The sequence below is a fragment of the Pseudomonas sp. D4-21 genome, from assembly GCF_051132125.1.
In the GTDB taxonomy this organism is placed as follows: domain Bacteria; phylum Pseudomonadota; class Gammaproteobacteria; order Pseudomonadales; family Pseudomonadaceae; genus Aquipseudomonas.
On the sequence record NZ_CP071664.1, the window covers coordinates 173,017 to 195,365 of the forward strand.

A 22,349-nucleotide genomic window follows, 5' to 3' on the forward strand; every position below is an offset into this window, starting at 1 on the left:
GGGCGCTGTAGAATGCGCGCCTCGGTTGAGACGAAAGGCTCAACCCACCGCTCTTTAACAACTGAATCAAGCAATTCGTGTGGGTGCTTGTGGAGTCAGACTGCTAGTCAACAGATTATCAGCATCACAAGTTACTCCGCGAGAAATCAAAGATGTAACCAACGATTGCTGAGCCAAGTTTAGGGTTTTCTCAAAACCCAAAGATGTTTGAACTGAAGAGTTTGATCATGGCTCAGATTGAACGCTGGCGGCAGGCCTAACACATGCAAGTCGAGCGGCAGCACGGGTACTTGTACCTGGTGGCGAGCGGCGGACGGGTGAGTAATGCCTAGGAATCTGCCTGGTAGTGGGGGATAACGCTCGGAAACGGACGCTAATACCGCATACGTCCTACGGGAGAAAGCAGGGGACCTTCGGGCCTTGCGCTATCAGATGAGCCTAGGTCGGATTAGCTAGTTGGTGAGGTAATGGCTCACCAAGGCGACGATCCGTAACTGGTCTGAGAGGATGATCAGTCACACTGGAACTGAGACACGGTCCAGACTCCTACGGGAGGCAGCAGTGGGGAATATTGGACAATGGGCGAAAGCCTGATCCAGCCATGCCGCGTGTGTGAAGAAGGTCTTCGGATTGTAAAGCACTTTAAGTTGGGAGGAAGGGCATTAACCTAATACGTTAGTGTTTTGACGTTACCGACAGAATAAGCACCGGCTAACTCTGTGCCAGCAGCCGCGGTAATACAGAGGGTGCAAGCGTTAATCGGAATTACTGGGCGTAAAGCGCGCGTAGGTGGTTCGTTAAGTTGGATGTGAAATCCCCGGGCTCAACCTGGGAACTGCATTCAAAACTGTCGAGCTAGAGTATGGTAGAGGGTGGTGGAATTTCCTGTGTAGCGGTGAAATGCGTAGATATAGGAAGGAACACCAGTGGCGAAGGCGACCACCTGGACTGATACTGACACTGAGGTGCGAAAGCGTGGGGAGCAAACAGGATTAGATACCCTGGTAGTCCACGCCGTAAACGATGTCAACTAGCCGTTGGGAGCCTTGAGCTCTTAGTGGCGCAGCTAACGCATTAAGTTGACCGCCTGGGGAGTACGGCCGCAAGGTTAAAACTCAAATGAATTGACGGGGGCCCGCACAAGCGGTGGAGCATGTGGTTTAATTCGAAGCAACGCGAAGAACCTTACCAGGCCTTGACATCCAATGAACTTTCCAGAGATGGATTGGTGCCTTCGGGAGCATTGAGACAGGTGCTGCATGGCTGTCGTCAGCTCGTGTCGTGAGATGTTGGGTTAAGTCCCGTAACGAGCGCAACCCTTGTCCTTAGTTACCAGCACGTTATGGTGGGCACTCTAAGGAGACTGCCGGTGACAAACCGGAGGAAGGTGGGGATGACGTCAAGTCATCATGGCCCTTACGGCCTGGGCTACACACGTGCTACAATGGTCGGTACAGAGGGTTGCCAAGCCGCGAGGTGGAGCTAATCCCACAAAACCGATCGTAGTCCGGATCGCAGTCTGCAACTCGACTGCGTGAAGTCGGAATCGCTAGTAATCGCGAATCAGAATGTCGCGGTGAATACGTTCCCGGGCCTTGTACACACCGCCCGTCACACCATGGGAGTGGGTTGCACCAGAAGTAGCTAGTCTAACCTTCGGGGGGACGGTTACCACGGTGTGATTCATGACTGGGGTGAAGTCGTAACAAGGTAGCCGTAGGGGAACCTGCGGCTGGATCACCTCCTTAATCGACGACAGCAGCGGCTCCATGAGCTCCCACACGAATTGCTTGATTCATTGAAGAAGACGATAGAAGCAGCTTTAAGCTCCAAGCTGATAGCTCACAGCTAACAGTTACAAGCTCGAAATTGGGTCTGTAGCTCAGTTGGTTAGAGCGCACCCCTGATAAGGGTGAGGTCGGCAGTTCGAATCTGCCCAGACCCACCAATTTTGTTATGGGGCCATAGCTCAGCTGGGAGAGCGCCTGCCTTGCACGCAGGAGGTCAGCGGTTCGATCCCGCTTGGCTCCACCATAAACTGCTTCTGAAAGCTTAGAAATGAGCATTCCATCCGCGGGATGATGAATGTTGATTTCTAGTCTTTTGATTAGATCGTTCTTTAAAAATTTGGGTATGTGATAGAAAGATAGACTGAACGTTACTTTCACTGGTAACGGATCAGGCTAAGGTAAAATTTGTGAGTGGCTCTTAGAGCCAGATCGAATTTTCGGCGAATGTCGTCTTCACAGTATAACCAGATTGCTTGGGGTTATATGGTCAAGTGAAGAAGCGCATACGGTGGATGCCTTGGCAGTCAGAGGCGATGAAAGACGTGGTAGCCTGCGAAAAGCTTCGGGGAGTCGGCAAACAGACTGTGATCCGGAGATGTCTGAATGGGGGAACCCAGCCATCATAAGATGGTTATCTTGTACTGAATACATAGGTGCAAGAAGCGAACCAGGGGAACTGAAACATCTAAGTACCCTGAGGAAAAGAAATCAACCGAGATTCCCTTAGTAGTGGCGAGCGAACGGGGACTAGCCCTTAAGCTTCTTTGATTTTAGCGGAACGCTCTGGAAAGTGCGGCCATAGTGGGTGATAGCCCTGTACGCGAAAGGATCTTAGAAGTGAAATCGAGTAGGACGGAGCACGAGAAACTTTGTCTGAATATGGGGGGACCATCCTCCAAGGCTAAATACTACTGACTGACCGATAGTGAACTAGTACCGTGAGGGAAAGGCGAAAAGAACCCCGGAGAGGGGAGTGAAATAGATCCTGAAACCGTATGCGTACAAGCAGTGGGAGCCCACTTTGTTGGGTGACTGCGTACCTTTTGTATAATGGGTCAGCGACTTATTTTCAGTGGCGAGCTTAACCGAATAGGGGAGGCGTAGCGAAAGCGAGTCTTAATAGGGCGTCTAGTCGCTGGGAATAGACCCGAAACCGGGCGATCTATCCATGGGCAGGTTGAAGGTTAGGTAACACTGACTGGAGGACCGAACCGACTACCGTTGAAAAGTTAGCGGATGACCTGTGGATCGGAGTGAAAGGCTAATCAAGCTCGGAGATAGCTGGTTCTCCTCGAAAGCTATTTAGGTAGCGCCTCATGTATCACTGTAGGGGGTAGAGCACTGTTTCGGCTAGGGGGTCATCCCGACTTACCAAACCGATGCAAACTCCGAATACCTACAAGTGCCGAGCATGGGAGACACACGGCGGGTGCTAACGTCCGTCGTGAAAAGGGAAACAACCCAGACCGTCAGCTAAGGTCCCAAAGTTATGGTTAAGTGGGAAACGATGTGGGAAGGCTTAGACAGCTAGGAGGTTGGCTTAGAAGCAGCCACCCTTTAAAGAAAGCGTAATAGCTCACTAGTCGAGTCGGCCTGCGCGGAAGATGTAACGGGGCTCAAACCATACACCGAAGCTACGGGTATCACGTAAGTGATGCGGTAGAGGAGCGTTCTGTAAGCCTGTGAAGGTGAGTTGAGAAGCTTGCTGGAGGTATCAGAAGTGCGAATGCTGACATGAGTAACGACAATGGGTGTGAAAAACACCCACGCCGAAAGACCAAGGTTTCCTGCGCAACGTTAATCGACGCAGGGTTAGTCGGTCCCTAAGGCGAGGCTGAAAAGCGTAGTCGATGGAAAACAGGTTAATATTCCTGTACTTCTGGTTATTGCGATGGAGGGACGGAGAAGGCTAGGCCAGCTTGGCGTTGGTTGTCCAAGTTTAAGGTGGTAGGCTGAGATCTTAGGTAAATCCGGGATCTCAAGGCCGAGAGCTGATGACGAGTTACCCTTTGGGTGACGAAGTGGTTGATGCCATGCTTCCAAGAAAAGCTTCTAAGCTTCAGGTAACCAGGAACCGTACCCCAAACCGACACAGGTGGTTGGGTAGAGAATACCAAGGCGCTTGAGAGAACTCGGGTGAAGGAACTAGGCAAAATGGCACCGTAACTTCGGGAGAAGGTGCGCCGGTGAGGGTGAAGCACTTGCTGCGTAAGCCCACGCCGGTCGAAGATACCAGGCCGCTGCGACTGTTTATTAAAAACACAGCACTCTGCAAACACGAAAGTGGACGTATAGGGTGTGACGCCTGCCCGGTGCCGGAAGGTTAATTGATGGGGTTAGCTAACGCGAAGCTCTTGATCGAAGCCCCGGTAAACGGCGGCCGTAACTATAACGGTCCTAAGGTAGCGAAATTCCTTGTCGGGTAAGTTCCGACCTGCACGAATGGCGTAACGATGGCGGCGCTGTCTCCACCCGAGACTCAGTGAAATTGAAATCGCTGTGAAGATGCAGTGTATCCGCGGCTAGACGGAAAGACCCCGTGAACCTTTACTATAGCTTTGCACTGGACTTTGAATTTGCTTGTGTAGGATAGGTGGGAGGCTTTGAAGCGTGGACGCCAGTCTGCGTGGAGCCATCCTTGAAATACCACCCTGGCAACTTTGAGGTTCTAACTCAGGTCCGTTATCCGGATCGAGGACAGTGTATGGTGGGTAGTTTGACTGGGGCGGTCTCCTCCTAAAGAGTAACGGAGGAGTACGAAGGTGCGCTCAGACCGGTCGGAAATCGGTCGTAGAGTATAAAGGCAAAAGCGCGCTTGACTGCGAGACAGACACGTCGAGCAGGTACGAAAGTAGGTCTTAGTGATCCGGTGGTTCTGTATGGAAGGGCCATCGCTCAACGGATAAAAGGTACTCCGGGGATAACAGGCTGATACCGCCCAAGAGTTCATATCGACGGCGGTGTTTGGCACCTCGATGTCGGCTCATCACATCCTGGGGCTGAAGCCGGTCCCAAGGGTATGGCTGTTCGCCATTTAAAGTGGTACGCGAGCTGGGTTTAGAACGTCGTGAGACAGTTCGGTCCCTATCTGCCGTGGACGTTTGAGATTTGAGAGGGGCTGCTCCTAGTACGAGAGGACCGGAGTGGACGAACCTCTGGTGTTCCGGTTGTCACGCCAGTGGCATTGCCGGGTAGCTATGTTCGGAAAAGATAACCGCTGAAAGCATCTAAGCGGGAAACTTGCCTCAAGATGAGATCTCACTGGAGCCTTGAGCTCCCTGAAGGGCCGTCGAAGACTACGACGTTGATAGGCAGGGTGTGTAAGCGCTGTGAGGCGTTGAGCTAACCTGTACTAATTGCCCGTGAGGCTTGACCATATAACACCCAAGCAATTTGTAGACTCGAAAGAGGCCAGATTGCGGTGTTGTGAAGACGAAACGAACCGAAAGTTCGAGATACTCACAAGCAACACGCTATCACATACCCATTTGCTGGAACGTGACCGTAAGGCACGCGCTGGCTACCGAATTTCTTGACGACCATAGAGCATTGGAACCACCTGATCCCATCCCGAACTCAGAAGTGAAACGATGCATCGCCGATGGTAGTGTGGGGTTTCCCCATGTGAGAGTAGGTCATCGTCAAGATTAAATTCCGAAACCCCTATCTGCTGATGCAGGTAGGGGTTTTGTTTTAGTAGAAGTCTTCGATTTTAACCGACACGTTGTTCCTGAACGGGTTGGTCACAGAATTTCTTGACGACCATAGAGCATTGGAACCACCTGATCCCATCCCGAACTCAGCAGTGAAACGATGCATCGCCGATGGTAGTGTGGGGTTTCCCCATGTGAGAGTAGGTCATCGTCAAGATTGAATTCCCAAAACCCCTGTCTGCACCGCAGACGGGGGTTTTGTCGTTTCAGAGCCGGTAATCGGATCATCTCCCTAATTGCTGTCGCGCCCCGGCAAACCCCCAGTCCATTGCTATGCTTGGGTTGTTGGGCGTTTGCAACGAGAGCCCGCGATGTGACTGGTCATGGGGATTCGAATAATGAAAAACCCTTATGCTCCCGGCTTCTGGTGCGCTATTGCGGCGTTGGTACTGCTTTCGGCCACCTATTTCTATGGCGTCATGCTGACTCATCAGCTCGATAAAGCGCTGATTTTCCTTGATAGCGCGTCCGCGCTGATCGGTGTCATATCCATCGCAGTTGTCGCCTGGGCCTCGATGCAAGGCCAGCGCATCAAGAAAAAACAGCTCGAGCAAGGCAAGACCCTGGTGTTGATATGGGACACCAAGGTCGCGCTGCGTCGGGTCGAGACGGTGTTTGATCGCTATTTCTGGGGCAGCTATTGGCAGCCAGGTCGCACGTTCCAAGAGGTCATGGGAGAGCTCACGGGTACACCGTTGGAAAAAAGTCTCGAAGCCTTGAAAATCCAATGCGCGGCCTTGGACGAGCAGGTCGCGCAAGATGATTGGCACTGGCTCAACAACGCTCGTGAACTGTGCGATGTCGCCAATGCCATGGCTAGGGAACGTTACCAGTTGGATTTCTGTGATGGGCGTGCCGACTCGTCGAGTACGGCGGTGATCAATCGTGATTTCGAGGTACTGGTATACACCTGGACGGCACGGCTCAAGACATTTGATCACCAACTGGACGAGATCGAAGTCCAATATTCGTAGACCATTTCTCAAGAACACGCTTTTTCCCCTTTAAACATTGGGCTTGCTGGCGTGCCTGGTGCTAATCTCCTCCACCACTTTTGCCGCGTCGAGCCACAGCCCTTTGCGGGTCAAGGAAGACGGCGACTTTTTCAACCATGGAATACGATCGGGTCTCTCATGAATAAATCAGCAAGCGTACTTCTCGGAATCGTTGTGGTTATCGGCGCTATCAGTGCGGGCGGCGCCTGGTATACCGGGACGAAGCTTGAAGGAGTTTTGAATACAGCCATTGCCGACAGCAACAAGCAATTGCAAACGGCTTTGGCCGGGTCCAACGGTACCGCTTCGATCGAGCTGGTTTCCTTGGATCGTGGAACATTCAGCAGCACTGCGCATTACCGCCTCAAAGGTGAAGGCGAAATGTTTGGTGGCGAATCCGTTGAATTGCTGTTCGTTGATAACATCGAACACGGCCCGCTACCGGTTTCCCGGCTGATGACGCTCAAATGGTTGCCGGTCATGGCTACCAGCCACACCGAACTTGAGCGGACTCCGCTGACCGAAAAATGGTTTGTTGCCGCCAAGGATAAATCGCCGCTCAAAGGCGTTTTCAACCTCGGCTACGATCAGTCCACAAACGGTACATTCGAACTGCTCCCGCTGGATACCAAGCTGGACGAACAATCCCAGCTCATCTTTTCCGGCCTGAAAATCGACGTGGCAGCCAGCGCCCAAGCAGAGAAGATCAAGGCCGACGGTTATATGGACAGTTTCAAACTGAGCACCGTCGCCGAAGATCAAACACCGGTGCAAATCGAGCTTAGCGGTCTGACATTGGCCAGCAACCTGACCAAGAGCACCTACGGCTACTACATGGGTGATAACACCCTGCTGCTGAGTAACAGCAAGACCAGTTTCGGCGAACAGAAATCAGTGCTGGGCCTGAAGAATTTCGAAATGAAGAACAACAGCTCCGAAAAGGGTACCAGCGCTTCGGGGCGTGCCGACTACAAGATCGGTGAGTTGTCTTTCAACGATAAGGTCATTGGTTCGGCGCAGATGGCGGTAAGCCTGAAGAACCTGGATATTCCCGCAACCATGTCGCTGATGCAGGTCTACCAAGCCAAACTGCAGCCATACGAAAAAGCTGCTGCCGAGGCCGCTGAAGCGGGCGAGCCAGCGCCAGAGCTGAATTTGACCGAGGCCGAAGAGGCGCAGGTCAAGGCCGATCTGGAGAAACTCCTGGCGGGCGCCCCACAAGTGGCCCTGGAGAACCTCTCGTTTAATACGGCTAACGGTGAAAGCCGCGCGAGCCTGGTCGTAGACCTGGCCAAGCCACAATCGATGGATCTGCCGCCGGATGAACTAGGCCGTCAATTGCTCGCCCTGCTGGATTTCAAAGTGAAGGTGTCCAAGCCGATGCTTGTGGACCTGCTGACCGTGCAGGCGCAGATGGAAGGCCAGACAGACGCCAAACTGATCGCCGACCAGGCCACTGCCACCAGCGATATGTTCAGCGCCATGGCTGTGGGTACGGAGCTGGCGAAGCTGGAAGGCAACGACGTGGTCACCAACTTGCACTACGCCAACAATCAAGTGGATTTCAACGGACAGAAAATGACCGTTGAACAATTCTCGGCATTTGTGATGAGTAAGTTGGGCGGCGGCGTCGCCGTTCAGTAATACCCCTAAAAGCTCCCCTCCAAAAAACCGGCCCGTGCCCTGCGCACGAGCCGGTTTTTTTTTCTCTTTGAAAACTTCGGCGCTGAAATCTGCATGGATTCTGAAGAATTATGGCGTTCCGAAAAATCACCCTTCGCGCGATGCCAGACTTAGCCCGTTAGAGCTTGGCTGGGTTCCTTTGACCCGGCCTCCTGTTTGATGGGCAAGGGGGCACTGCGACCCGGCTGGCCATGTAAGGATGCTGACGAATGCCGCGTACTGTGGGTCCCTTTATTCGATTCGGTTTGCGCCCGTTGTTTCGCGTCGCGCTGTGCAGCCAGTTGTGCTTGCCGCTGGCGGCGTTTGCCGATGCCGCCTATGACCAAATGGTGCTTGATGCCCGTTCGGGCGATTACACGCCCGCACTGGCCGTGTTGCGCCAAGTTCCGGCGGGGCAGGCCAGTACCGCGCAAATCAGCGATCACTTGCAGATCGCCAGCTGGGCTGGTCTCGATGCCGAGGTGGTGAAGGTCTACGAAACCCAAGGCCGTTACCGCGAGTTACCGGTCCAGGCGCTGACCGCAGCGGCCCGCTCCTATCGCAACCTCCAGCGTTGGGATCCGGCGATTGAGCTGTATCGTCGAGCCCTGGCCATCGAACCACGAAATGCGGACCTGCAACTGGGCCTGGCCCTGACCCAGGCCGACGCCGGCAAACCCGACGAAGCCGTCAGCCGTGCCAAGGTCCTGGTTGCCGCCAAGCCCGAAGATCCGATGCGCCGGTTGGCGTTGGGCTATGCACTGACGCGCGCTGACAATCCCCACGAAGCCCTGTTCCAATACGATCAAGCCTTCATCCGTGCCGGTAGCAACAAGCCTGAAGTCGCGCGCGAATACATTCATGCGCTGCAGCGTGCCAGGTTGCCTGAACCGGCGTTGCGCCTGGCCCGTCTTCAGCCTGGGCTGATCGACCGCGGCGTGCAGCGCCGGCTTGAAGGCGATGTGGCGGCTGAACGGGTGCGTCTGGCGGATATGGCCAGCCGCAGCGAAAAGGAGCGCTTTGTCATCGCTGACCGCGCGTTGGCCGATTACGACAAACTGCTCGCCACCTGGACGCCAGTGGCCGAGGCCCATGAGGACGTGCTGCGGTGGCGAATCGACCGCATGGGAGCCCTCAACGCCCGCGCTCGCCGGGCAGAGGTGATCGCCGAATACCAGAAGCTGGTCGCTGAAGGTATCAGCATTCCGACTTATGCCTTGCGCTGGGTGGCCTCTTCTTATCTTGAGCAACGTGAGCCGGAAATAGCCGTCGAGCTGTACCGCCGTGTACTGACCGCGCCGGATGCCGACCCTGCGGACCGTTTCGAAGACAGCACCGCGCTCTACTACGCCTTGCTGGAAAGCGAAAAGTCCGAAGAGGCCCGCGCGCTGGCCGAAGATCTGGCTAAATCACAGCCGTCTCGGGTGGAGCTCAAGGGATTGCCAATCGGTAACCCCAACGACGAGTGGATGGATGCGCAGATGCTTGCCGCTCAAGCAGGCACTTATGGCGCTGACCTGCCCTCCGCCGAAACGCGTCTGGAAAGTCTCATCTACCAAGCCCCTGGCCACATCGGCCTGCGCCTGGCCCAGGCCGACCTGTATCAAGCCCGTGACTGGCCGCGGCGTTCAGAAAGCCTGCTCAAGGAAATCGAGACCACGACACCGCGCAATCGCGACCTGGAAGTCGCCCAGGCTCGCGCGGCGATGGACCTGCAGGAATGGCGGCAGATGGACGCGCTTACCGACGACGTGGTCGCCCGTTATCCGGAGAATGCCCACGTCAAACGCCTGCAACGTCAGCGTGAAGTTCATGACATGGCTGAATTGCGCATCGAAGCCTACACCGGCAAAAGCTACGGCGGTGGCAACGGCGATGCCGGCGCGGTGACCGGTAGCCGGGACTTTGGTATCGAAACGTTGCTCTACAGCCCGCCCATTGACGAAGACTGGCGGCTATTCGGCGGTGCCGGCTACGCCACTGGCGACTTTGAGGAAGGCACCGGCCATCATCGCTGGCAGCGCTTGGGCGTGGAGCGGCGTACCCGCGACATGACTCTGGAAGCGGAAGTCTCCAACCACTCGTACGGCTCCGGCGACAAGCAAGGCGCGCGCGTGGCCGTGGCCCGGGACATCAACGATCACTGGCAGTACGGCGGCAGCCTGGATTACCTCTCGGCCGAGACACCGTTGCGAGCTCTCAACAGCGGTATTCGCGCCAATGGCGGGAGCGGTTTCGTCCGCTGGCGCGCCAATGAAAGCCGCGAATGGCGGCTGGCTGTGAGCCCGTCCCATTTCAGCGACGGCAACAATCGCCTGGAGACCCTGCTGACCGGCCGCGAGGGCATCTACAGCGCTCCACGCCTGCAGGTGGAGCTGGGACTGGAAGTGGGTGCCAGCCGCAACAGCGGTTCCGAAGAAGTGCCGTACTTCAATCCGAAGTCGGACTTCAGCGTCATGCCGACCGTGAGCGCCAATCACGTGCTGTACCGCCGTTACGAAACCACTTGGAGCCAGCAATTCCAAGTCGGCGCCGGCACCTACAGCCAGCGCGACTACAACACCGGTGCCATGGGGTTGCTCGGCTACGGCCAACGCTTGCTCTGGAACGATGTGCTCGAAGCCGGGGCCGCGCTGAGCTGGCTCAACCGCCCTTACGACGGCGATCGTGAAAGCGATCTGCGCCTGCTTGTCGATCTCACCTACCGCTTCTAGAAGAGTTTGAAAATGCCCGTCATTTCGCGATTCATCCTTCTGCTGGGAGTCTTGCTGATCAGCGCTTGTGCCCAGCAAGCCCCGGCGTTCGCGCCACCTTCGCAACGGCCGGTCGCGGCGAACGATGCCCCGTGGCCGAAAAACCATGTGCTGGGTATTGCCTACCATGATGTCGAAGACCGCGACCCCGACCAGGGCCTGGTAGCCGTGCGCACTGAGCGCCTGATTGAACAGCTGGCCTGGCTGCGTGAAAACAATTACCAGGCGGTCACGGTCGACCAGATCATCGCTGCCCGCAACGGCGGACCGCAACTGCCGCCGCGTGCGGTGTTGCTGAGTTTCGACGATGGCTACTCAAGCTTCTATACGCGCGTCATGCCGATCTTGCGAGCCTACAACTGGCCGGCAATCCTGGCCCCGGTCGGCAGTTGGGTCGACACGCCGATGAACCAGAATGTGGATTTCGCCGGTGTGCCGCGCAAGCGTTCCGAGTTCCTCACGTGGGAGCAGATTCGCGAGATTTCGAAATCGGGCCTGGTGGAAATCGCGGCCCACACCGACGCCAACCACAAAGGCGTGCTCGCCAATCCCCAAGGAAACCAACAGCCGGCGGCAACTACCCGGCTCTATGATGCCGTGACCGGTCGCTATGAGAGCGAGGCCGATTTCCAGGCGCGTATGCGCAAAGACGTGGCGGCTATTTCAGACAAGATCCGCAAGGTGGTCGGCTACAGCCCGCGTGTCTGGGTGTGGCCTTACGGCGAGGCCGACGGCACCGCATTGCAAGTGATCGGCAGCCAGGGTTACCAGATGGCCCTGACCCTGGAAGATGGCCTCGACAGCCTCGATAACCTGATGAGTGGACCGCGCTTCCTGGTCGCATCCGATCCGGATGGTGCTCACTTCGCCGAAAGTATCGCGTCAGTGCAGACGATCGACCCGATGCGGGTGGTCCACGTCGACCTGGATTACGTCTACGATTCTGACCCCGTGCAGCAGGAGGCCAACGTCGGCAAACTGGTCCAGCGCATCTATGACCTGGGCGCCAACACGGTGTTCTTGCAAGCGTTCGCCGATCCAAAAGGCGATGGTCTGGTCCACTCGCTGTACTTTCCTAACCGCCACCTGCCGGTGCGCGCCGATCTGTTCGACCGCGTTGCATGGCAATTGCGCACCCGGGCCAACGTCAAGGTCTATGCGTGGATGCCGGTACTCAGTTTTGCCCTGGATTCGAAGTTGCCGCGCGTGCAGCGCTGGGATCCGGAGACCGGCAAGACGGGCGTCGCCCCAGACCAATATGTACGCCTGTCGCCGTTCGACCCGAACGTGCGAAAGATCATCGGCGAGATCTACGAGGACATGGCGCGGATGAGCTCGGTGGACGGCGTTCTTTATCATGACGATGCCGTGTTCTCCGACTTCGAGGACGCCGGCCCCGCCGCGATGAAAGTGTACGCCGCCCATGGCTTGCCGCAATCGATCGCTGCCCTGCGCGATGACCCTGCCGCCATGCAGCGTTGGACTCGCTTCAAGAGCCGCTACCTGATCGACTTCACCGCCGAGCTCACCGCCAAGGTCCGGGCGATACGTGGCCCGCAGGTGCGCACGGCGCGCAACATCTTTGCCGAACCGATGCTCAACCCGGAAAGCGAAGCCTGGTTCGCCCAGAACCTTGACGATTTCCTCGCCGCCTACGACTGGACGGCGCCGATGGCCATGCCCCTGATGGAAAAACAGACCCGCGAACAGTCGGGGCCCTGGCTGGAGCGATTGGTGGAAACCATCAAGGCTCGCCCCGGTGCACTCAAGCGCACGGTGTTCGAACTGCAAGCCCGTGATTGGCACAGCAAGCCAGTGGCAGACATCGAGGGCGAACAACTGGCCGACTGGATGGGGCGCCTCAAGCGCCAGGGCGTGACCAGTTTCGGCTACTACCCGGACAATTTCATCGAAGACCAGCCCGCCGTGAAAGCCGTGCGGCCGGCGCTCTCCAACAAGTGGAATCCTTGACATGCTTGACAGACTGCTCGCCGTCCTGGTGCTGGCGATCGTCCTTGGGGTGCCCCTGGGCCTGATCTTCCTGGTTACCGGGCAATTCCTGATGGACTTCGTGTTCTTCTACCCGCTGTTCATGTCCGGCCTATGGATCGCTGGAGGCCTGTATTTCTGGCTGCACTGGGAGCGTCACTGGCCGTGGAAGGACGACACGTTGCCGCCGCCCCTGGCCGGCGAGCCGCTGATCAGCATCCTGGTCCCGTGCTTCAACGAAGGCGACAACGTTGCCGACACGATTCACGCAGCGCTGGGCCAGCATTATCCGAACATTGAAGTCATCGCCATCAACGACGGCTCCAAGGACAACACCGCCGAGGTGCTCGATCGACTGGCCGTCGAAGACCCGCGCTTGCGCGTGCTGCACCTGGCGGAAAACCAGGGCAAGGCCGTGGCCCTGCGTATGGGCGCCATCGCCGCACGCAGTGAATACCTGGTGTGTATCGACGGCGACGCGCTGTTGGCGCCCAACACCTGCGCCTACTTGGTAGCGCCGATGCTTGACAACGCCCGCCTTGGCGCGGTGACCGGCAACCCGCGCATCCGCACCCGTTCGACGTTGGTGGGCCGGGTCCAGGTCGGCGAGTTTTCCTCGATCATCGGTTTGATCAAGCGCACCCAGCGGGTTTTCGGGCGGATCTTTACCGTGTCCGGCGTAATCGTCGCGTTCCGTCGCACGGCCCTGCACCGGGTCGGCTACTGGAGCCCGGACATGATCACCGAGGACATCGACATCAGCTGGAAGCTGCAACTGGACCACTGGAGCATTTTCTACGAGCCACGCGCCCTGTGCTGGATCCTCATGCCCGAAACCTTGCGGGGCCTGTGGCGGCAGCGGCTGCGTTGGGCCCAGGGTGGCGCCGAGGTGCTGTTCAAGAACATCCGCGGCATCTGGCAATACCGTCACCGCTACCTGTGGCCGCTGCTGTTCGAATACTGCCTGTCCACCGGTTGGGCGTTCACCTTCCTGCTGTCAGTGATCTTCTGGGGAGCCGGTAAATTCGTCGAGATGCCAGCCGCCATCGCCGTGGACCACTTGATGCCGCCGGCTTTCACCGGCCTGTTGCTGGCGGTGGTGTGCCTGATGCAATTCGCGGTGAGCATTCTGATCGACCGTCGCTACGAAAAGGGCCTGTGGCACATCATGTTCTGGGTGGTCTGGTACCCCCTGGTGTTCTGGCTGATCAGTTTGTTCACCACGCTGGTGAGTTTCCCCAAGGTGCTGTTCGGACAGCATCAGAAACGCGCGCGCTGGATCAGCCCGGATCGCGGGATCAAACCGTTCGATGACGAAGAAGAGGAAGTGATCCGATGAAAATTATCAGGACCCGCCAGCGGCCTTTTCTGGTGATCATCGACGTGCTCTTTACGGTACTGGCGTGGGTTGGACTGTTGTACCTGCTGGTGAACGGTCTGTGGCCGCTGTTTGACAGCCACGCGGGCCCGCGTCTGGGCGGTTCATTGTTCGACACCCTGGGGACGTTGCAGATCTACGGCTGGATCGCGTTGGTCAACGCAATCATCCTGATCAGCTGGGCGCGCTATCAACAGCGCAAGAGCCGTAGCTTCGCCCAGCGTAGGCTGCCAAGGCCCGCAGTGGACGACCAGGGGCTGAGTGCCAGTTTCAAATTGACTGGCGAACGTCTGGAAACGCTGCGCCAGCCAGGTTCGAAGATCATCCATAACAATCAGGACGGCGATATCAGCCACGTCGTGCCGCATTTCCACTTGTTGGGCCCGGACTTGCAACCGCCGCCCCTGGCGCCGCTGGAGCGACCGCAGATCATTCATCTGCCGGCGGATCATTCGGCGTAAGCGCAGCGGTGCTGCTTCATTGTGGGAGCAAGCTCGCTCCCACAGGCTTTGTGGCGTCTGCAAAGACAAGCTACATCGAAAAATCCCGGACCAGCCGCCAAGCTTCATCCACAGGCAGCGGTTGTTTCATGCGCTGGGCCAGTGCCGCCATCGCCCGGCCTTCATCGCAGGCCACGACCGCCACGACCAGGCCGTCCTTGCCGAGCAGCGCGATAAAGGGCGGATGCTCGGGCGTGCCCTTGAATTGCACTTCGTCCCATTCCTCGGCATGGCCCAGATAGTCGTAGCGTTTGCCGAAGTGATAGGTCCAGAAGAACGGCACGTCCAGGTAATGTTCTTCACCACCGAGCATGTTCGTCGCGGCGATGCGGGCCTGTTGCTGGGCCAGCCGCCAATGTTCGATGCGCTGGGGCTGGCCGTTGAGGGGGAAGGTCGCGATATCACCCACGGCCCAGACGCCGTCGGCCACGCGCATGCCGTCGTCGACAATCAACGATTGGTCTTTCTCCCGTGGCAGGTTGGCGAACGGCTCCGTGGCCGGGCGCACGCCGACGCCGACGATGACCAGGTCCGCCTCAAAGCGTTGGCCGTTATCCAGCACCACGGTGTGTACTTTGCCCGTACCCTCGATCCGCGCTGCTTCGCCGTCGGTGTGATACACCACGCCATTGGCCCGGTGCCGAGCCAGGATCGCCTTGCCGATACTGTCGCCGAACTGCGCCGCGAACGGCACTGGGTGACGAGCCAGGACGGTGACGCTGAGTTCGCGTTTGCGCAGGGAGGAGGCGACCTCCATGGCAATGAAACTGTCGCCGATGATCACGGCTCGTTGCCCCGGCTGCGCATGTTCGAGAATCCGCCGTGTATCGGCCAAGGAGCGCAGCATCAGGACTTGCGGCAAGTCGATACCGGGCAGATCCAGCGTCTTGGGTTCGCCGCCAGTGGCAATCAACAGGGCGTCGTAAGCCAGTGATTGACCGTCGGCGAGGCGGATCCGACGCGCATTGACATCAAGGCCGGTCACTTGGCCATGGCGCCGTTCGATGCGTTGTTGGCTGAAATAAGTTTCATCGCGCAGAGGCGGAGTTTCGTCCGCAGCCATGTCGCCAGCCAATACATATTTGCTCAACACCGTCCGGTCGTAGCCGACCTCGGCCTCGCGGTCGATCAGCTGGATCTGGCCGCCGAAACCCTTCTCGCGCAACGCCGCCGCGCATGCCGTGCCCGCCGCGCCGGCGCCGACGATGACAAACGTGCGCGGGTCATCGGCGGGGGGGACTTTTTCGGCCGGCAGTGGTTGGTCATCGACCCAGACTTCCTCGCCTCGCACCTCGACGTGATAACGCTCCAGGCTGTCGAGGGCCGGCGGCTCGCACAGGGCGCCGTCTTCAGCGCGAAACGCGGCTTTGTGCCAGGGGCAGATCAGCCTTCCGTGGCATACGGCGCCCTTGGCCAAAGGCGCCCCGGCGTGCGGGCACTTGCCTTGGAACGCCCGCACTTGCCCTCCAGCCCGTAACAGCAGGATGGGCGCGTCGTTGAGGGTGACTTCGAGGCCGCGGTCTTCTCGCACATCAGCGAGGCGGGCGACTTGATGCATGGGCATGGTCGTTCTCCGGCAGGCGTTTCCCGTTGGAGTCGAGGGATTGGAACGAGGTTCAGCGTAATTGTCACTGCAACCGGGGCGGCGCTGCGGCTATAGTTCGCAGGCCGTCGTTGGCCTGAACCGCATTCAAGGTGCCCGGTATGACCCGATTGACTTCCTTTTCCTCCTGGCTCGCGGCCGTCACCCTCGTGCTGTGCGCACAGGGAGTCCAGGCTGAAGAGCGTTTTACCCTGAGCATTCCCGGCGTGTCGGACGACCGCCTCTTCACCGCAGCGGCCGCCAGCGACGCCAACCAATGTGGCGGCAAGAATATTTCCCCGGCCCTGAGCTGGAATGCCGGCCCGCCTGGCACCCTCAGCTATGCCATCGTCATGCTCGACCCCGACGGCCAGCGTGGACAAGGCGTAGATCATTGGGTCCATTATGGAATCAAGGCCAGCACCCGACAGATTCCGACAGGCGCGGGCACCAAATCCACGCTTGAGGGCATGAGCGGCATCAACAGCAAAAACACCCACGGCTACATCGGACCGTGCCCGCCCGTGGGTGACAGCGCACACCATTACCTGATCCAGATTTTCGCCCTGGACCTGCCGCCCGACGCCCTGCCTGCCGGCCTCACACGGGCCCAATTGATGGAAAAACTCAAGGGTCACGTCCTGCGCAACAGCAGCGTGGTGCGCCGCTATCACCGTTGACCGGGCCTCGGCTCCGGGCGAGCAACCATGCACCCGCGGGGTTGCCCGGCAGCCCCAATCGTCACGTAAGTTGGCATCGTGCGCTAAAAACGAGCACTATCGAGCCCCTGTTCATTCATGCCGGAGGATGGCGATGACGCAGAAAACCGACGGCATCGCCCGCCTCAAGAATTGCCCCACCAAGGGCGACGAAATACGCCGGGCCATCGCCCAGAGCCGCAAGGATTTCTTGCCAGCTGACGAGGCCGCGGACGCCGAGCCAGGCCAATCGTCGGTGCAGCCCGCGGACAAGGGGCCCGCTGCCTGAACCGTCGCCTTCTTCCAATTCTTTTTCAAACTTGCCTATGACTGCCACCACTCATTTGCCAGACGCCCGGTTCAACCGATCCGACTACAGGACCCTGGGCCTCGCCGCCCTTGGCGGTGCGCTGGAAATCTACGATTTCATCATTTTTGTCTTCTTCGCCCTGACCCTCAGCCAGCTGTTTTTCCCACCGGAAATGCCCGAGTGGCTGCGCTTGCTGCAAAGCTTCGGAATTTTCGCCACCGGCTACCTGGCACGGCCGTTGGGCGGGATTCTCATGGCGCACTTTGCCGATCGCCTGGGGCGCAAGCGGGTGTTCAGCCTGAGCATTCTCATGATGGCGTTGCCCTGCCTGCTCATCGGCGTGATGCCGACGTACGCGCAAATCGGTTATTTCGCCCCGTTGCTGTTGCTGGCGTTGCGTATCCTGCAAGGCGCGGCGGTCGGCGGGGAAGTACCCAGCGCCTGGGTCTTCGTCGCTGAACATGCGCCACTGAAACATCGAGGTTATGCCTTGGGCTTTCTCCAGGCGGGCCTGACCTTCGGCTATCTGCTTGGCGCCCTGACCGCCACGGCGCTGGCGCGGATTTATACCCCGGCGGAAATCCTTGACTACGCGTGGCGCCTGCCATTCCTGCTGGGCGGGGTATTCGGTGTGATTGGCGTCTGGCTGCGCCGCTGGCTGAGCGAAACGCCGATCTTCATGGCGCTGCAAGCCAATCGCGAAGGCGCGGCGGAATTGCCGTTGCGCACGGTCCTGCGCGACCATCGCCACGCCTTGCTGCCCGCCGCGATTCTCACCTGCGTGCTGACCTCTGCTGTGGTGGTATTTGTGGTCATCACCCCGACCGTGATGCAGAAGAGCTTCGGCCTGACCCCTGGCCACACTTTCGCCCTGAGCAGCCTCGGCATCGTTTTCCTGAACATCGGCTGCGTCCTGGCCGGCCTCATCGTCGACCGCATCGGCGCCTGGCGCACGGTGATGCTGTATAGCCTGCTGCTGCCCGTGGGCATCGGCGTGCTCTTCGCCAGCCTGATCAGCGGCAGCGCGTGGCTGGGCCTGGCCTACGCTATCGCCGGCTTGGGTTGCGGTGTAGTCGGCGCGGTGCCTTCGGTGATGGTGAGCCTGTTTCCGGCAAAAATCCGTGTATCTGGCATCTCGTTTACCTACAACATCGCCTACGCGCTGTGGGCGAGCATCACGCCGTTGGTGCTGATTGCTTTGGTGCCGTGGAGTCCTTGGGTGTGCGTGGGGTACTGCGTAGTGATGGGCGCGCTGGGCGTCGGCGCGGCGGCTTATTTTCCGAAACGGCACACGAAGTCTGTCCAGCCCTCGCTGGTGTGCGAATCGTGAGTTAGCGGACAGTGTGCCGACTCAACGGTGCTCGCTTAAACCATTGCGATGGCACGGATCTGCGCCGAGTAACGTCGGTGGTGGACTGAAGGAAACCGTCGTGGCGGTAACCTGAGGGAAAATCGCAAAGGCATCAGGGGCTAAGGAGGGGCTGCGAGCAGTCAGGAAATTATTTCCAAGCGATTAACCCGAACCACGCAGGCCTTACGTCTGACCTTGTGAACGAATCATCCATCCACGAGGTTCAGCCCATGTCCCGCCCACTGTCTTTTATGCGTCCTGCCGCCCAGGGTTTTGCTGTCACCATGCTGGTGACGTTGGCCGGTTGTGGGTTGTCTTCGTCTCACGAAGCGGCCAAGTCAGCCGAGCCGGTGGCCGTGGCGCCCAGTGTTGTACCGCAAGGCGAGATCGCCGAAGTGCGCCAGTCGACGGCCAAGCGCATGCTCATGAAACCGGCACCAATGCCTGCCCCAAGCGTGGCGAACGATGCCGTCGCCGCGGGTTACCGCGCCGAGTCGCGCGAGCAGTACGAAAAGCTGCCGGACAATCCCATCCATAGCGTTGCCGAAACGCCGGTCTCGACCTTCAGCGTGGATGTCGATACCGGCAGCTATGCCAATGTGCGACGTCTGCTCAACCAAGGCAGCCTGCCGCCCGAGGGCGCCGTGCGCTTGGAGGAGATGGTCAACTACTTCTCTTACCATTACGCCTTGCCCACCGATGGTTCGCCGTTTGGCGTGACTACCGAAGTCGCGCCGTCGCCATGGAATCCTCATACCCGTCTGTTGCGCATCGGCATCAAGGCGTCCGACCGCGCCGTGGCGGAGCTGGCCCCGGCCAATCTGGTGTTCCTGGTGGACGTGTCCGGTTCCATGGACCGTCGTGAAGGGCTGCCGCTGGTCAAAAGCACGTTGAAACTGCTGGTGGATCAATTGCGCGATCAGGACCGCGTATCGCTGGTGGTTTATGCCGGCGAATCCCGCGTGGTGCTCAAGCCCACTCCGGGCAGCGACAAAGTGAAGATCCGCAACGCCATCGATCAGCTGAACGCTGGCGGTTCAACCGCGGGGGCCTCGGGCATCGAACTGGCCTATCAAATGGCCCGGGAAAGCTTCATCGACAAGGGCATCAACCGCATCCTGCTGGCCACCGACGGTGACTTCAACGTCGGCATCAGTGATTTCGACAGCCTCAAGCAGATGGCGGTGGATCAGCGTAAAAGTGGCGTATCCCTGACAACGCTAGGCTTTGGTGTGGATAACTACAACGAACACCTGATGGAGCAATTGGCTGACGCCGGCGATGGTAACTACGCCTATATCGACAACTTGCTCGAAGCCCGCAAGGTCCTGGTGGATCAGCTCAGTTCGACGCTTGCGGTAGTGGCGCGGGACGTGAAGTTGCAGGTGGAGTTCAACCCGGCCCAGGTCAGCGAATATCGCTTGCTGGGTTATGAAAACCGCGCATTGAAACGTGAGGATTTCAACAATGACAAAGTCGACGCGGGCGAGATTGGCGCAGGGCACACGGTGACGGCGTTGTACGAAATTGTTCCGAAGGGGGAGAAGGGCTGGCTGGAGCCGCTGCGTTATGGCAACGCATCGAAGTCGGATGGCAAGGCCGGCGAACTGGCCATGTTACGTGTACGCTACAAACCGGCCGAGGGCGGCAACAGTCGCTTGATCGAGCATCCAATCGCCAGCGCGCAAAGCGAAAAACAACCCAGCGATGACCTGCGCTTCGCGGCGTCCGTGGCGGCCTTCGCCCAGCAACTCAAGGGCGATGGACGCTACACAGGCGCGATGAGCCTGAAGGACACCGCACAACTGGCGCGGTCGGCCCGTGGCGATGACCCGTTCGGGTTGCGCGCCGAGTTTGTGCAGTTGGTGGAGCTTGCGCAGAGCCTTGAACCTGCGGCCAGGCGCTGATCCCGAGCGCAACGGGGATCAAAAATGTGTGGGAGCGAGCTTGCTCCCACAGGGTTCCCTTGTTGTCTGCCAGGACTGTGTTGCAATGACCAGAAAGGAGTTCGTCACCGACATGCCCGCTGCGCTTGATTCACCCAGCGACGAATCGCTGCTGGCCCGCTACCGAGATGGCGACGGGGCTTGTTTCGAAGCCCTGTATGCCCGCCATCGCCAAGGGCTTTATCGGTTCCTCGTGTCCTTGAGCAACAAGGCCGAACTGGCCGAGGAAATCTTCCAGGACACCTGGCTCAGCCTGATTCGCAGCACGACCCAGCCACAAGGACGGGCGAGTTTTCGTACATGGCTGTTCCAGATTGCCCGCAACCGCTTGATTGACCACTGGCGCAAGCATGGCGTCCACAACCCGTTGCACGACAGTTATGACGAGCAACTGCATGTCCAGCCCGACGACACCGGCGGCCCCGAGCAACAACTGAGCCTGAGTCGCGACCAGGCGCGTCTCGACGCCGCGTTGCAGGCCTTGCCCGAGGATCAGCGGGAAATCTTCCTGCTGCGTCTGCATGGCGACCTGGAACTGCCGCAGATCGCCGCACTGACCGGCGCGCCACTGGAAACGGTGAAAAGCCGCCTGCGTTACGCCCAACAGAAATTGCACCGCCTGTTGGCCGAGGAGGTACCCGCATGATCGACCCCAAACACGCTCCGGATGCAGACGACAAAATATTGATCGAGCATTTGCGTCAGCACGCCAGCGGCGAACCGCCGGCCTCGCTAGACGCCTTTATCCTGGCCACCGCCCGACGCGAAGCCCCGGCGCCCGTGCCAAGCCTGTGGCAGCGCTGGTTGCAAGCTTGTCAGCAGCCACGTTGGCAGATGGCATTCGCCACGGTCGCCGGTGTGGCGCTGATGATCGGCCTGGCGCTGCGCTCACCCCTGCCTCACGACGAGTTGGCCGCACCCGCGTCGATCGAGTTTTCTGCCGACCAGCAAAAGTCAGCCGTCGCCGCCGCAGCACCGCCGGCCATGCCCGCCCCGGCCCCGATCGCCCGCATGGCGCCCCAGGGCGAGCTGGCCCGAGCCCCGGCCAGCCCTGTGCAATTGTTGGCGGAAAAGCCAGCGACGAAAATGAGCAAATCCGCACCCGCGGCACTGCCATCGCTGGAGCAGGGCTTGATGGAAATCCTGCAATTGCGGCAGGCAGGAGATAGCAAGGCCGCTGATGAAAAACTGCTGGCGCTGCACAAACGTTTTCCCAAGGAGGACTTGCCGGCGCGGTTGGAGGCTTTGCGTGAGCGTTGAGGAGATGCCAGCCCCCTCGCCACAGGCAGCAAAAACAAAAAACCCGCACGGGGCGGGTTTTTTGAAGCTCGTAGACTGTCCGGGACAGGTCTAGCTTTTGGTATGGCGCACCAGGCGGGATTCGAACCCACGACCCCTGCCTTCGGAGTCCTAAAAGTCGACGTTTAGAATCAATACGTTAGCGCGGATTAGCTGAAAAATCAAAGGGTTGTGTTAGCTGGGGTTAGCGGGTTTTCGCCTCGTTTAGCGGGGCGAGTGTGGCAATTTTGTGGCATTTCAATCTTTCAGAGGATTGTCATACCTGATCGGGGGGCTCCACGGACATTTGCTGATGATGCGTACGTTCGCTCGGATCAGTTGAGCTGTCGGCGTGTGCGGCAACCAAAAGTTCTCATCTACTCAACGAGCTTCGATTCGCTCAT

13 protein-coding genes, 2 tRNA genes and 4 rRNA genes are annotated in these 22,349 nt (G+C 58.7%); 18 read left to right on the forward strand and 1 reads right to left on the reverse strand.

Annotated features, from left to right (window positions below):
- Nucleotides 1-209: 209 nt before the first annotated feature.
- The 12 genes from J3Q04_RS00830 to pgaD all read left to right on the forward strand — a co-directional run bounded on the left by J3Q04_RS00830 (nt 210) and on the right by pgaD (nt 14,741).
- Nucleotides 210-1,748, forward strand: a 16S ribosomal RNA gene (locus J3Q04_RS00830).
- 123 nt (nt 1,749-1,871) lie between these two features.
- Nucleotides 1,872-1,948: transfer RNA gene (locus J3Q04_RS00835), tRNA-Ile, on the forward strand.
- Between the two features lie 10 nt (nt 1,949-1,958).
- A tRNA-Ala gene (locus J3Q04_RS00840) sits at nt 1,959-2,034 on the forward strand.
- Nucleotides 2,035-2,275: 241 nt separating this feature from the next.
- Nucleotides 2,276-5,167: ribosomal RNA gene (locus J3Q04_RS00845) — 23S ribosomal RNA — on the forward strand.
- A 154-nt stretch (nt 5,168-5,321) separates the two neighbouring features.
- Nucleotides 5,322-5,437: ribosomal RNA gene (rrf, locus tag J3Q04_RS00850) — 5S ribosomal RNA — on the forward strand.
- Between the two features lie 107 nt (nt 5,438-5,544).
- Nucleotides 5,545-5,660, forward strand: a 5S ribosomal RNA gene (rrf, locus tag J3Q04_RS00855).
- The 16S, 23S and 5S rRNA genes sit together here with 2 tRNA genes alongside, the layout of an rRNA operon.
- 181 nt (nt 5,661-5,841) lie before the next feature.
- Nucleotides 5,842-6,477 carry an NADH:ubiquinone oxidoreductase subunit N gene (locus J3Q04_RS00860; RefSeq protein WP_420767737.1) on the forward strand — a complete coding sequence of 212 codons (636 nt, stop codon included), beginning with the start codon at nt 5,842-5,844 and terminating at the stop codon, nt 6,475-6,477.
- 159 nt (nt 6,478-6,636) lie between these two features.
- Nucleotides 6,637-8,142, forward strand: a complete 1,506-nt coding sequence (locus tag J3Q04_RS00865) for a YdgA family protein (RefSeq protein ID WP_434611688.1) — start codon at nt 6,637-6,639, stop codon at nt 8,140-8,142.
- Nucleotides 8,143-8,390: 248 nt separating this feature from the next.
- Nucleotides 8,391-10,874: a poly-beta-1,6 N-acetyl-D-glucosamine export porin PgaA gene (gene pgaA / locus J3Q04_RS00870; protein WP_434608521.1), complete on the forward strand. Its 2,484-nt coding sequence runs from the start codon at nt 8,391-8,393 to the stop codon at nt 10,872-10,874.
- Between the two features lie 12 nt (nt 10,875-10,886).
- A complete protein-coding gene (pgaB, locus tag J3Q04_RS00875; protein ID WP_434561350.1) occupies nt 10,887-12,884 on the forward strand; it encodes a poly-beta-1,6-N-acetyl-D-glucosamine N-deacetylase PgaB in 1,998 nt (665 codons plus the stop codon).
- A gap of 1 nt (nt 12,885) precedes the next feature.
- Nucleotides 12,886-14,241 (forward strand): poly-beta-1,6-N-acetyl-D-glucosamine synthase, encoded by a 1,356-nt coding sequence (gene pgaC, locus J3Q04_RS00880; protein ID WP_420767740.1) that lies wholly within the window; start codon nt 12,886-12,888, stop codon nt 14,239-14,241.
- Complete coding sequence (pgaD, locus tag J3Q04_RS00885) at nt 14,238-14,741, forward strand: poly-beta-1,6-N-acetyl-D-glucosamine biosynthesis protein PgaD (protein ID WP_420767741.1); 504 nt, start codon at nt 14,238-14,240, stop codon at nt 14,739-14,741. Before pgaC ends, pgaD begins: the two co-directional genes overlap by 4 nt.
- Before the next feature lie 70 nt (nt 14,742-14,811).
- Here pgaD and J3Q04_RS00890 read toward each other — a convergent pair whose 3' ends face one another.
- Nucleotides 14,812-16,344, reverse strand: coding sequence for an FAD-dependent oxidoreductase (locus tag J3Q04_RS00890; protein WP_434608518.1), 1,533 nt, complete (start codon nt 16,342-16,344; stop codon nt 14,812-14,814).
- A gap of 140 nt (nt 16,345-16,484) precedes the next feature.
- Between J3Q04_RS00890 and J3Q04_RS00895 the strand changes: the two genes are divergently transcribed.
- The 6 genes from J3Q04_RS00895 (at nt 16,485) to J3Q04_RS00920 (ending at nt 21,927) form a co-directional block, all read left to right on the forward strand.
- The gene (locus J3Q04_RS00895; protein ID WP_420767743.1) at nt 16,485-17,042 is read left to right on the forward strand and encodes a YbhB/YbcL family Raf kinase inhibitor-like protein; all 558 of its coding nucleotides are present in this window, start codon (nt 16,485-16,487) and stop codon (nt 17,040-17,042) included.
- Between the two features lie 133 nt (nt 17,043-17,175).
- Nucleotides 17,176-17,349, forward strand: coding sequence for a hypothetical protein (locus tag J3Q04_RS00900; protein WP_420767744.1), 174 nt, complete (start codon nt 17,176-17,178; stop codon nt 17,347-17,349).
- A gap of 37 nt (nt 17,350-17,386) precedes the next feature.
- Nucleotides 17,387-18,700 (forward strand): MFS transporter, encoded by a 1,314-nt coding sequence (locus J3Q04_RS00905; protein ID WP_434561346.1) that lies wholly within the window; start codon nt 17,387-17,389, stop codon nt 18,698-18,700.
- Between the two features lie 251 nt (nt 18,701-18,951).
- Nucleotides 18,952-20,628, forward strand: coding sequence for a vWA domain-containing protein (locus J3Q04_RS00910; RefSeq protein WP_434608514.1), 1,677 nt, complete (start codon nt 18,952-18,954; stop codon nt 20,626-20,628).
- A gap of 112 nt (nt 20,629-20,740) precedes the next feature.
- The gene (locus J3Q04_RS00915) at nt 20,741-21,313 is read left to right on the forward strand and encodes an RNA polymerase sigma factor (RefSeq protein ID WP_434611686.1); all 573 of its coding nucleotides are present in this window, start codon (nt 20,741-20,743) and stop codon (nt 21,311-21,313) included.
- The gene (locus J3Q04_RS00920; RefSeq protein ID WP_434608512.1) at nt 21,310-21,927 is read left to right on the forward strand and encodes a hypothetical protein; all 618 of its coding nucleotides are present in this window, start codon (nt 21,310-21,312) and stop codon (nt 21,925-21,927) included. Before J3Q04_RS00915 ends, J3Q04_RS00920 begins: the two co-directional genes overlap by 4 nt.
- Nucleotides 21,928-22,349: the final 422 nt, after the last annotated feature.